Here is a 13,261-nt window from a genome sequence, read left to right on the forward strand (position 1 = left end):
GCTTCGGGATAAAAGTTGGAATTTCTTATGAAAACTGTACTTCTGGTTTACCGTAAACTGCGTTAGGGATGGGAGCGGCATCCTTTTGCGATACCTAAAAACCTTCATTTAAACTCAAAACCACAATCGCAAAAGATATAGCGGACAGCCCGGCCCGGAGGGAAACGCCCAAAAATCCTTTCTTCCTTAAATTCACTTTCTTCTTAAAGCCACTTTTGGGTTATGGAATTTTTCTAAATATTTTGAAATGATTTTTTATGTTTGAAATAAAAATATATATAATTTAAGTCCTTTTTTAAAAAGCTTTGGCACTTTTAGATTATTTAGAAGGTAATATAAAATCACAGTTGTCATTTTCAATTATAGGATTCCAATCTTCTCCAAGATTAATCGCTTTTGTAGTATTCGATGCAAATATTTTCTCTTTAGTATATTCTAAAGCTTCAGTTTTGTTTAATTGATGTGACCATGAAATGCGATGCTCGGGTTGGAAACCTGGACCATGACAATTGTACTCTGCATAAAAAGCAGTTTTCCAATTATTGTATGCTTTGTGTTCAGGATCTTTTGACCAAACTGACCAGCCTTCAGGTATAATATGGGATTCTTCCAGACAATTAATTAAAACTACATTTGCTCCAGCTCCCCATGGTCGACCTAATGATACCCTTTTCGCTTCTCCTTTTGAATCACTAATAAGCATACAGTTTTTAAATACAAAACCATATTTGCTTTTACCTACTTCCTGATTGCTGGCTGTAATATAGGAATCTCTTTTGCTTTCAATTAAGCATTTCTCAAATAAAGCAATGCCTGCGCCGAAAATGAAGTCTGTTGTGCCATCAATAATACAATCTTTAATATAGGTTCTTGTATTACTCTTCAGGTAAAATGTGTCCTGAAAACCGCTTATTTTGCAATTATGAAATATCAATTTATCGCCGGTAACCATTAAGGCTACTGCCTGACCTCCTTTTTTATATTGCGGTAAATTACTATCAATAGTATTTTCGAAAGTTATATTTTCGGCATAAAAATTATTCGCTTCAATCAGAACACTGAATGATTTACTGGTGCCACCGGCGATTTCAGCATAATCGTCGTAGGTTATAATGGTGTTTTTATATGATTCGCCAATTAATTTTACATTATTTTTATTTGTTGTCAACTTCAATTTTTCTTTGTAAATACCAGCTTTCACGAAAATAATGATTTGTTTTAGTTTATTGTCAGGAACTGCTTCAAACGCATCCTGGACTTTGGTGAAATTTCCACTTCCGTCCGAAGCCACAACAATGTCGTAAACTGTTTTATTATTTTGAGAATATATTGAACTGCTATAAACTAATAGAGATAAATAAATAATTTGAAATGCTTTTTTCATTTTGGATTTTATTTTAACAAAGTAAATATTCTATATGATAAATGGCACACACGAAAGTAATAATAATTTTGAGAGTTTATAATGTCATTTCGTAATCCATTTTTGAAGAAAGTTGTATTGAATAAAAAACCTCCATTATTACTAATGAAGGTTTGCTTTTAAGGTCGAGCTTATTCATATTTCAAATACTGTAAGATGTCTGTTTTTGTTGCGGTATAAGCTCTTGAAAGCACAATTATTAATGTCAAAAATAATAATATTAAAAATCCTGAAATAAATGAGAATGTGCTGATGTCTATTCTAAATGCAAAATTTTCCAGCCATTTGTTCAATAAATAATAAACAGGAAATAGCGCAATTATAAAACCAATAATGCAGTATAAAATATATTGTTTTGATAATTCTTTTAGTAATACATTGGTTTCGGCACCAAGGGTTTTTCTGATCGCTATTTCTTTCATTCGCCTTTGTATGGAATACGATGCCAATGCAAATAATCCGAAAAGCGCTATTGAAATTACAATGATATTCAATAACGAAAACAAATTCTTTTGCTTGCTATATGTTTCATAAGTTCTGGCATATTGTTTATCTACAAAATCATATTTAAACGGGTATTCGGTATCGACTTTTGCGTTCCAGAATTTTTCAATATCTGCGATAGTGTTTTGGATGTTATCAGATTTTAATTTTACATAGACAATATTCATTTCTCCGGCCATATCCAATGTCTTTATGTGATAAAAAGTCATTGGCGGAACAGCCACTTCCGGACTTAATAAATTAAAATCTTTTACAACACCTACAATTTTCATCTTTTGATTTCCTATTCTGATTTCCTTATCGATAGGGTCCTTTAGATTCATTAATTTCACAGAGGTTTCGTTTATCAGTACCGAATTTATGGTATCTGAAGCAAATTTCGGATCGAGATTTCGTCCTTTAACAACTTTTATTTTCATGAGATCAAGGAGTCCGTAGTCTATCCCAATTGCATTTTGTTTAAAGAGCTCGTCTTTATACCAAATCGGCCACAATGCATCGTCAGTTCCATCAAAAGAAATTAATCCTGTCGAAACTTTATCAACGCCTTTTATCTTATAAAGTTCTTCTTTTACGGTATTGTATCGGCTGAAAATATTTTTTCCAATTTGGTCGCCTTCATAATAAGAGGACGGAAAATTTAATGCTATAGCCACAACCTGATCGCCTTTAAAACCTAAATCTTTATCACTTAAATACTTTATTTGCTGATAAACAATGTTAGATCCAATGATAAAAAACGAAGCTATGGCAAATTGAAAAATCAACATTCCGTTTCGTAACCAAATACCCTTTTTACTTCTTTCAAAATTGCCTTTTAATACTTTTATAGTTTCGAAATTAGAAACATACAGTGCCGGAAAAATCCCTGCAACCAATATGGTGACAATAAAAATCAGAATCAATTGTATGTAAAACTGACCGCCGACAATCATTAGATTTTTTCCAAGGAAATTATTGTAATAAGGTAAAGTCAGTTCTACAATCACTAACGCTAACAAAATAGAAAATAAGCTAATTAAAATAGTTTCAAAAATAAACTGCAAAACAATATCACTTTTTGAGGCACCTAAAATTTTACGGATTCCAACTTCTTTGGCTCGTTTAATGGCATTTGCAGTTGCCATATTGATGTAATTGACAATGGATAAAGTCAGAATCAAAGCTGATAAACCCACCATAATCAATAAAAATTGGTAATTGCCTCTTCCTTCTGGATAACCATCAGTAATTGAATGTAATCTAGCTTGGGAGAGCGGTTCTAGAAAAACGTTAAAGTGCCCTACTTTCTTCTCCATTTCTGGGGGAGACATTCCCGCTTCTTTAGAGTTTTTTACGATGATTTCGTCATAATATACTTTTTCTAGCATTCGTTTTGTAATGTCAACTTTGGCTGGCTCTTTTATTTTTAAAAGTATTTTTAAAGCAAAAAGACTCTGATTCTTACTAAGATCAACCAAATCCTTCATTTTGTTTATGATAACATTGGGTGCAAGGGAAGAATTGCCCGGAATGCGGTAAACGGCACGAACAGTAAACATCGTTTTCAGACAGTTAACTTGTTTTCCAATTGGATTTTCGGCGCCGAATATACTTTTAGAAATATCTTCTGAAATGGCAATACCTGAGCCATCTTTTAATACCGACACAGCATTTCCTTTAATAATCTCAAATGGGAAAAGAGAAAAGAAACCATTTTCAACATTGATGATTTTATCGATTAATTCCTTTTTTCCGTTGTAAACAATTTTATCTTTTTGGTACCAATTATCTGCATAAACAATAGTTTCCACATTGGGGTCATTTTCTAAATAGGCTTTTAGGCGTACAGAATTTTCTGCCACGGCCGGCATGTCGCTCAATTGAACCAAAACCTGATAAACATTTTCTTTTTCAGGATTCCAAGCATTATAGCTGTGTTCGTCATTCCAGTAAAGTAAGGCAAAGACCAAACCGGCAATTCCTATCGACAATCCCAGAATATTTAGGAAAGAAAACAGTTTGTTGTGCTTTAGCTGGTAAATAAATATGTTGAGATAGTTTAGTATCATTTATTCGTATTTTAAATATTTTAATATATCAACTTTTGTTACTTGATATGCCTTTGCCAAAACGATGGTTAGTGTTAGAAATAATAACGACACAAAGGCAAGAATAAAAGGCATAATTGGTATATCGATTCGAAAAGCAAAATTTTCAAGCCATTTTTGTAATAAAAGATAGGCAGGAATTATTCCGATGAAAAAACCAATCAGGCAAAAAATGACATATTGTTTTGATAGTTCTTTCACTATAATATTGGTTTCAGCTCCTAACGTTTTGCGGATAGCAATTTCTCTCAATCGTCTTTCCATCGAAAAGGAAGCTAAAGCAAATAGTCCGAAAATGGCAATAAGAATTACGATTCCGTTTAAAAGTGAAAATAATTGACTTTGGTCCTGATATTTTTTATAGGTTCTGGCATAGTTTCTATCAACAAAATTATATTCAAAAGGATATTCGGCATCGACATTTGTTTTCCAAAACTTCTCAATATCACCAATAGTTTGAGACATTTTATCTGGAGAAATTTTAACTGCGATCGTATGCATTTCATTTTGAGTCCATGGCAGTATTTTAATGTGAAAGAAAATCATTGGACCAATTTTGTTTTCAAGCCCAAAATAATTAAAGTCTTTTACAATTCCGACAACCTTATAATTGCCATCCTGCCAGTTGACAATCTTATCTATAGGGTCTTTTTCCAGTAATGTTTTCGCTGCGGTTTCATTTAATAAAACATTTGAAATTGTGTCTGAGGAAATTTTTTCTGTTAAATCACGTCCTTTTATCAATTGTATGTTCAGAAGATTCAGCATTCCAAAATCAACCCCCATTTCCTGAGTTATAACTTCAAGATGGTCTTTGTAATGTAAACCGGCCCATGAATTTTCAACACTTCCGATAGAAAATGATCCTGCAGAAACACCTTCAACGCCATTAATTTTTTGAAGCTCCTGTTGAATTGCTTTATATCTTTCAAACTGTCCTTTTCCTTTTTTAGATTTAAATGCAATATCGATGACTTGCGCTCCTTTAAAACCTAAATTTTTTTTAGTCATAAAATTTACCTGTTGGTACACAATAAAAGACCCAATAATAAAAAATGTGGCAATGGCAAATTGTAGAATTAGCATTCCATTACGCAGCCATACACCGCTTTTGCTCCTGGAAAAATTTCCTTTTAAAACTTTTAGTACTTCAAAATTTGATATGTATACCGCAGGAATAACACCCGAAACAAAAACAACCAAAATGAAAATTAATAGTAATTGAAGATAGAATTGACTTCCGATAAGAATGAGATTTTTATTTAACAAAGCGTTGTAAAAAGGCAATGAAAGTTCTACGATTACTAAAGCCAGTAACAATGAAAAGAGCGTCATTAATATGGTTTCAAATACAAACTGAATAACAATCTGCAATTTTGAGGCGCCAATAACTTTTCTTATACCCACTTCTTTAGCACGTTTTACAGCATTGGCAGTTGCCAGATTAATGTAATTGGCAATCGATAATAGGAGAATAAGTATAGATAAAGCCATCAATATTCGTAAAAAGATTAGATTGGCATTTCCTTCAGCAAATGGAGTGTTTCCTTGATAAAGTCTTGCGCTCGCAAGGGGCAATAACTCTGTTTTAAGTGGTTCGCCGTATCTTTTTATGAAGACTTCAAGAGATAAACCTTCTTTCTTTGCCTGCTTTTGGTAGTTTTCATCAAGGTAAATTTGATCAAGTTTTTTGATAACTGCAGTAGTGTCACTTTGCTTTTTTAGCTTAAGCATTAATCCATAACTCAAACCCCAGCTTTCTCTGTTTTTTTCTAAATCCTCTTCTATTACTGTTGTAACCGCAGACGGCATAATCGAAGATTTGTCAGATAATCGATATACACCCCGAACAACGAAAAGTCGTTCAGCATATCTGACTTGTTTTCCCATTGGATTTTCGTCTTTAAACAAACGTGAAGCTGTTTCTTCAGAAATTGCAATACTGTTGCGATCGTGAATAGCATTTTTTGCATCACCACGAATAAATCCAAAAGGAAAAAAAGAAAAGAAACTGCTTTGTGCCGTAAAAATCTTATCAACTAACTCTATTTTTCCATGATATTGTATCGTTTCTTTCGAGTAATTAGTTCTAAAATAGCAGTAGGTATTTAAGTATGAGGTGCTTGATTTTAAAGTAGGGGCAGTAATTGCGGAAGATACCGCCCAGACATTTCCTCCTCCAAGATTACTCATTACCGAATAGATTTTATCTTTTTCCGGATTCCACTGATCGTAGGAATGTTCTTCATTCCAATATAAAATCGCGAAAATTAATCCTGCAATTCCAATACTTAAACCCAAAACATTCAAAGCAGTAAAGAGTTTGCTGTTTTTGATGTGGTATATAAATATGTTTATCCAGTTCTTCAGCATGATTCTAGTTGTTTAAATTGGCTGCAAAAACATCGACATTTCTATTATTCATTTTTTCAGAAAGTATGATTCCGTCTTTCATCAAAATTGTTTTTTGCGAAAATGAAGCATCATAATCTGAGTGCGTCACCATCAAAATTGTGGCTCCATTCGCGTGAAGGTCGGTTAGTAATTCCATAACTTCATTTCCGTTTTTACTGTCCAGATTTCCTGTAGGCTCATCGGCAAGAATAATTTTCGGATCATTAATTAATGCTCTCGCCACCGCCACACGCTGTTGCTGACCTCCCGAAAGCTGTTGCGGATAATGTTTCAAACGATGAGAAATTCCTAATTTATTAGCAATCTCGTATACTTTTTTCTTTCTTTCAGAAGAAGGAACGTTGTTGTAGATAAGAGGTAATTCTATATTGTCAAAAACAGATAATTCATCAATTAAATTAAAATTTTGAAAAATGAATCCGATGTTTTCTTTTCTGGCTTGTGATTTTTCTTTTTCCTTTGCGCTAATCATTTCCTGACCTAAAAGCTGGTAACTTCCACCAGAAGCACTGTCTAACAAGCCGATAATATTCAGTAAAGTAGATTTTCCGCTTCCCGATGGTCCCATGATGGAAACAAAATCGCCCTGATTGATGTTTAATGAAATTTCGCTTAATGCATTGGTTTCTATTTCTTCAGTTCTAAAAATTTTTGAAAGTTTTGTAATGCTGATCATAATTGTTGTTTTAGATTGATGTTTTTAATTTGATGCGCATAATTTATATTAACACATAGAAACATAGATTTTGTAAACTTAAAAAAGGCGTTTCACTTTTTTTAAAACACATAGCGCTGTCTATGTGTTGGAAACAAGTTTCTTTCAATTTTCTTTTTAGACAAAGAAAAACTATGTTTCTATGTGTTAAATATTATTTTACAAATTACACGCACCGGTTTCTGTTTTTTAATAATTTTTATTGCCGACGTAATAGAAACAAATTTGAAATTAAGATAATTGACAATATAGTTGTTAGCTATCTATTTTTGTTACTTTTACCAACAATAATGTTTCACATATTTGATGATTTGTTAGTCTTAATGTGATTTTCGTGCCAAAAACTTAAAAACTTTAACTGCCTTATTTTTAAAATTTTATTTTTTAAGAGAAATATTAACTGTCCATTTTTGGACAGCTTTCGTCCAAAACCGAACAAAAATGAAAAAGACAAATGCCTCAATATTAATCATCGACGATCAGGAAGACATCCTTTTTGCGTCGAAAGTGTTTCTAAAAAAGTATTTTGAAGACATTTATACACTCAATAATCCGAAAAATATTGTTGAATTATTGTCTAAAAAAACTATTGATGTCGTTTTACTCGACATGAATTACAGAATAGGTTTTGAAGACGGAAGAGAAGGTTTGTATTTATTAAAAGAAATAAAAACACTTTCGCCAAAAACTGTCGTGATTTTAATGACGGCATTCGGAAAAGTAGAAACGGCTGTTGAAGGATTAAAATCTGGTGCTTTTGATTATATTCTGAAACCCTGGGAAAATAAAAAGTTGCTGGAATCTGTAAAATTAGCTGTTGATAAATCCCGCAAAGAGCAAAAGAAAATTAAGAATATCGAAATTGAAAATGATTTCTTTATAGGAACTTCTGAAATTATAAAGAAAGCATATTCCCTGGCTGATAAAGTGGCCAAAACTGACGCTAATGTTTTGATTCTGGGTGAAAACGGAACTGGGAAATTTGTATTGGCGCATCATATTTTTAGTCAATCTGAAAGGAAATACGGCCCTTTTGTTGCCGTTGATTTGGGAGCGTTAAATTCGAATATTTTTGAAAGTGAATTATTCGGTTATGCCAAAGGTGCTTTTACCGATGCCAAAACGGACACACCCGGACGTTTTGAAATGGCTCAAAACGGAACTATTTTTCTGGATGAAATAGGAAATGTCCCATTGCATTTGCAATCGAAACTTTTGCAGGTTATTCAAACTAAAACAGTAATACGTTTGGGAGAGTCTAAGGCCAGGCCATTGAATGTCCGAATTATTACCGCAACGAATTTAAACCTGAAACGGGAAGTTGCCGATAAAAATTTCAGGGAAGATTTGTATTACCGTATCAATACAATGGAAATCGTGCTTCCGCCTTTAAGAGAACGTTACGAAGATAAAATTCCACTGGCCGAATATCTTTTGGAAAAAATGATTTCAAAATATGGAAGAGAACAAATTACTTTCGACAAAAAGGTTTTGGAACAAATAGAAAAACATGCCTGGAATGGAAATATCCGAGAAATGGAAAACAAAATCGAACGAGCTGTTATTCTTTGCGAAAACAATAAAATCACGGTTTCCGATTTAGATTTGGAAACGATAACGGCCTACGAGGAAAATCCGGATGATATTCAGCTTTCTTCTGTAGAAAAAGCGGCCGTCGAAAAGGCACTTCTCAAAAACAACAATAATATCAGTAAAACTGCCGAAGAACTTGGTTTGTCAAGAGGTTCACTATACCGTCGTTTAGAGAAGTATAACATCAATATTAACTAATATGTTTAAGTCTTTTGAAACATACAAACTGCTGTTTTTAAGATTATTTCTGATTGTTGCAGGAATTGAAATCTCTATATTTTTCTTTAAAACGGATTTGATTTTTACTGGCATTTTTGGTTTGTTTATTGTTTTTCTGCTGGTGCGTGAAATGTATTTTTATGTTCGGAATTTTGTCTTGCTTTACGATAAAACGATTGCTTCTATCTTGCAAAACGATTTTACTTCAGATTTTACCAAGCATAAATTCAATAAAAGTTATGCTGATTTATTTCTTTTATATGAAACACTCAAAAACAAACAAAACGAACAGGTTTCAAAAGATATTATTTATCGATCGATTCTAAATAATATTGAAACAGGAATTGTCATTCTGCAAAAAGAAGAAAATGATTGGAATATCTTTTTAATGAACGATTATTTTTCGACTAATTTTAATGTTCCAAAAGTTTCTAAATGGAAATATCTTAAAAATCAATTGCCTGCGCTATGCGAAATTATCGAAGAAGATGACTTTCAGGAAATAAAAACGTCAGTCGAAATTCGTGTAAATGAACAAAACATGCAAACATTTGTTTTGCAGGCTTCGCGAACAGAGATTTTCGAAAAGGATTATTTTATTGTTTTACTCGACTCGATTCAGAATGTAGTAGAGAAAAAAGAGAAAGATGCGTGGGTAAATTTGATGAAAGTAATCTCGCATGAACTTTTAAATTCAATCACGCCAATTCGTTCGATTTGCCAGAATTTACAAGATTTGGTAGAACAGGATTCGTTGTCATCAGAAGATTTGGAAGATGTGAAAAATAGTGTCGAAACTATGCTCCGCCGAAGTGATCATTTACAAAAGTTTGTCGAAGGTTATAGAAAACTTGCCATGTTGCCTTCTCCCAAAAAAGAAAAAATTGAGCTACAACAGTTGATTGAAAATGGAATTCAGGTCATGAATCCGTTATTCAAAGAAAATCAAATTGAAGTTGTAAACGGTATTGCTTTTAATCGTTGGATTCATATTGACGCACAACAAATCGAGCAGGTTTTGATTAATCTTTTAACAAATTGTATTCATGCTTTAAAAGGTGTGAATCAGAAACATATTTCTATTTCGGCGGAAGCCAAAGAAAACAGAATTTTCATTAGAATTGCAGATAACGGAAGCGGCATTGAACAAGAAATCGAGAATAAAATATTTCTACCATTTTTCACTACCAGAAATGAAGGCGCCGGAATTGGCCTGACTTTATCTAAAAACATTATTGAGGCGCATGGTGGCTACATTGCACATAAAAGCGAAAATGGAAAAACTGTTTTTGAAATTTGTTTAGTGGAGGGGTGATTGTTTGAATTGTAAGTTGTTGATATATTAATTGTTATATTGTATTGCTGTTGTTTTTGAAATTAGTTTTATCTTAGTGAATTCGAAATTAATTTTAGAATTCGGTAACTAAAGATAAATATTATGGAAGACTCAAAAAAACAATCAGACAATTCAAATTCAGACAAAACACCAAAAGTAACAGGCGTTGGCGGTATTTTCTTTTTTTCCGATAATCCGAAGGAAACAAGAGAATGGTACGCTGAAAATTTAGGACTCGAAGTGAATGATTGGGGTTCGACTTTTGAATCCAGAAATATCAATAATCCTGATGCAATCGAAGCGCTACAGTGGAGTACTTTTAAAAAAGGGGATGACTATTTTTCTCCGTCTAAAAAAGAGTTTATGATTAATTATCGAGTTCAAAATATTGAAGGGCTTTTAGACAACCTTAAAAAGAACGGAGTTACAATACTCGACGAAATTGCTACCTATGATTATGGAAAATTTGTGCATATTATGGATGCCGATGGAAATAAAATTGAACTTTGGGAACCGATGTAATATAACTATAATGCTGTTTAAATAAAAGTATTAAAAAAAAATTCCATTAGAAATAATGGAGTTTTTTTTTAATACTTTAAAATCGATAGCCAACGTTTAGACCAAGTTTATTGACAATGTTGTGGTCTGTTTTATTTGCATTAAATAATAGAAAACCGTAACCAACATTTGCCTCAATAATAAATCCGCTTTTAGCCGCCCATTTCCAGCCTAAACCTGCACCAAGTGCAAAATCAGTAACAGCGGGATTTTCTGTAAAAGTTGAATGATCTTCTGAACTGTATATTTTTTTCCCATCGATAGATGTTAGCATTCCAAATCCTTCTACAAAAAAGCCTGAAGCATATTTCTTTCCGAAATATCTTCTGTAATATGGAGAGATAGAATAATTTAAATCGTAATTTATTGTACGATCGTACACATAAAAAAATGAAATTCCCAATGATGATTTTTTGTTTAAATGTCTTTCATAAGTCGTCTCGAAAGATCCGGATAAAGGTGAAGCAAGATTTAATTTAATTTCATTGTTTTTTTCGTACAGATTTGAATTGGTTTCATTTTGAGCTTTTACAGAAAAAAATGAAAACAGGATAACAGCTACCAATAAAGTTTTTTTCATAAGTTGATTGTTTCGTTAAGAAGTAAACATATAACTAATTCTTTTTTAAGATGTTAAATTGTGTTAATAGACTTGTTAAATTAATTGCAAATTAAAATCGGGAATCTTGTTTGCCGGTAAATCCTTTCTATTTCAATTTGAAAAAAGTAGTTTTGCGCTGCTGATTCTTTGTTTTGAAGTTATGGAATCGCCACAATTGTGTCGGACAAGTTTTATAAGAAGATAGGGAAGAATCAAGTTAAATAAAGAGGTCGTGAAAAAAGAGGAATTAGCAAGCTGGACTATTTGTGAGGAATGTCAGGGACGCGGGAAAAAAAGACAAAGGCTCACTAAGAAAGTGCGACTTCGATATCAATTCGAATTGGATAAATTTGAAAAAGACAATGGCGAAGGAACGGTTCCGGTTCGTCCAAAGGGGCATTTATACTCGTGCTTAAACTGTTCCGGATCTGGGTTGATTGCTTCTGCCAGTCATCCTGTTGCAGATAAAGAAAACTACCCGCAAGTTGCTATTATTGGCGGTGGAATAGGAGGAGTGGCTTTGGCCGTGGCATGTTTGCATCGCAGAATTCCTTTTAAACTTTATGAGCGCGATACACACTTTAATGCCCGATCTCAAGGCTATGGCCTCACTTTGCAACAAGCAAGTAAAGCTATAGAAGGATTCGGCATTTTCTCGTTAGACGATGGGGTGATTTCAACAAGGCATTTGGTTCATACTACAGAAGGAAAAGTAATCGGCGAATGGGGAAACAGAAAGTGGATTCCATCAGAAAGCAGAACATCTCAAAAACGTTCAAATGTACATATCTCACGTCAGTCATTACGCTTAGCTTTACTTGAACAGCTCGGCGGAGATGATGCAATACAATGGGGGCACCAATTAGTAGATTTTAAGGAATCGAAAGATGGTAGTCTTGATATAAGCTTTCAAGTGAATGGTGAAATGAAAAACACTAAGGCAGATCTTGTAGTTGGAGCAGATGGTATTCGCAGTTCGGTACGTAGATTACTGATTGGTGATGATATTACTCCTTTACGTTATCTGGGTTGTATTGTGATACTGGGTATTTGCCCTTTAAGTGCTCTTGAAGTTGTTGATACTTCTTTATTGGATTCGGCGACAGTATTTCAAACCGCAAATGGTAAAGAGCGAATTTATATAATGCCTTATACTTCAGACTCGGTAATGTGGCAACTTAGCTTTCCAATGCCAGAAGAAGAGGCTAAAATTTTAAGTGGTCAGGGGCCTAAGGCACTTAAGGAAGAAGCGTGTCGAAGAACACAGTGGCACGATCCTATTCCTCAAATTATGACGGCAACTTTAGAAACGCACATTTCTGGCTATCCTGTATATGACCGGGAATTACTCAACTCAGAATTGTTAGCCAAAGGAAAACAAGTAACGCTGATTGGAGACGCGGCTCACCCAATGAGTCCGTTCAAAGGGCAAGGCGCAAATCAGGCGCTGCTAGATGCGCTCTCGCTTGCAAGGGGAATCTCAAGAGGATGCCGACCTTTGTCTCAGTGGAGAAAAGCAGGAATAAGAGAAAGCGTATTAACTGAGTTTGAATCAGAAATGTTAGCGCGCAGTGCTGTCAAAGTGAAAGATTCTGCAGAGGCGGCTCACTTTTTACATTCCGAAATTGTACTACATGAGGGTGACGAACCAAGAGGGCGCTGTTTGAAGAAAAAGAATATATAAACAAAATCAGGATTGATGATTGTATTGGATCAAGAACAAATCTTGGGGAGGAAATATCAAAATAAAATGAGAAATTTGCAATCTAAGAATTTAAGATGACCCCGATAGAGCTTTTAAAAT

General features: G+C 33.6%; 9 protein-coding genes. 4 read left to right on the forward strand and 5 right to left on the reverse strand.

Annotation, left to right across the window (positions count from 1 at the left end):
- Positions 1-319 precede the first annotated feature (319 nt).
- From J2X17_RS18900 to J2X17_RS18915, 4 genes are all read right to left on the reverse strand, one after another.
- Complete coding sequence (locus J2X17_RS18900) at positions 320-1,384, reverse strand: pectinesterase family protein (RefSeq protein ID WP_310301626.1); 1,065 nt, start codon at positions 1,382-1,384, stop codon at positions 320-322.
- A 170-nt stretch (positions 1,385-1,554) separates the two neighbouring features.
- The gene (locus tag J2X17_RS18905; protein ID WP_310301628.1) at positions 1,555-3,978 is read right to left on the reverse strand and encodes an ABC transporter permease; all 2,424 of its coding nucleotides are present in this window, start codon (positions 3,976-3,978) and stop codon (positions 1,555-1,557) included.
- Positions 3,979-6,390 carry an ABC transporter permease gene (locus J2X17_RS18910; RefSeq protein WP_310301630.1) on the reverse strand — a complete coding sequence of 804 codons (2,412 nt, stop codon included), beginning with the start codon at positions 6,388-6,390 and terminating at the stop codon, positions 3,979-3,981.
- Between the two features lie 4 nt (positions 6,391-6,394).
- Positions 6,395-7,108, reverse strand: a complete 714-nt coding sequence (locus J2X17_RS18915; protein WP_310301632.1) for an ABC transporter ATP-binding protein — start codon at positions 7,106-7,108, stop codon at positions 6,395-6,397.
- A gap of 480 nt (positions 7,109-7,588) precedes the next feature.
- On the opposite strand from J2X17_RS18915, the gene J2X17_RS18920 reads away from it, so the two are divergent.
- The 3 genes from J2X17_RS18920 (at position 7,589) to J2X17_RS18930 (ending at position 10,817) form a co-directional block, all read left to right on the forward strand.
- Complete coding sequence (locus J2X17_RS18920; protein WP_310301634.1) at positions 7,589-8,938, forward strand: sigma-54-dependent transcriptional regulator; 1,350 nt, start codon at positions 7,589-7,591, stop codon at positions 8,936-8,938.
- 1 nt (position 8,939) lies between these two features.
- Positions 8,940-10,274 carry a sensor histidine kinase gene (locus J2X17_RS18925; protein WP_310301636.1) on the forward strand — a complete coding sequence of 445 codons (1,335 nt, stop codon included), beginning with the start codon at positions 8,940-8,942 and terminating at the stop codon, positions 10,272-10,274.
- A gap of 123 nt (positions 10,275-10,397) precedes the next feature.
- Positions 10,398-10,817, forward strand: coding sequence for a VOC family protein (locus J2X17_RS18930; protein WP_310301638.1), 420 nt, complete (start codon positions 10,398-10,400; stop codon positions 10,815-10,817).
- Between the two features lie 76 nt (positions 10,818-10,893).
- On the opposite strand, the gene J2X17_RS18935 is transcribed toward J2X17_RS18930, so the two are convergent.
- Positions 10,894-11,436 carry a DUF3575 domain-containing protein gene (locus tag J2X17_RS18935; RefSeq protein WP_310301640.1) on the reverse strand — a complete coding sequence of 181 codons (543 nt, stop codon included), beginning with the start codon at positions 11,434-11,436 and terminating at the stop codon, positions 10,894-10,896.
- Positions 11,437-11,689: 253 nt separating this feature from the next.
- Here J2X17_RS18935 and J2X17_RS18940 point away from each other — a divergent pair, with 253 nt between their 5' ends.
- Entirely contained in the window at positions 11,690-13,141 is a 1,452-nt protein-coding gene (locus tag J2X17_RS18940; RefSeq protein ID WP_310301642.1) for an FAD-dependent oxidoreductase, read from the forward strand.
- Positions 13,142-13,261 lie beyond the last annotated feature (120 nt).

This window comes from Flavobacterium aquidurense, assembly GCF_031458035.1.
Lineage (GTDB): Bacteria > Bacteroidota > Bacteroidia > Flavobacteriales > Flavobacteriaceae > Flavobacterium > Flavobacterium aquidurense_C.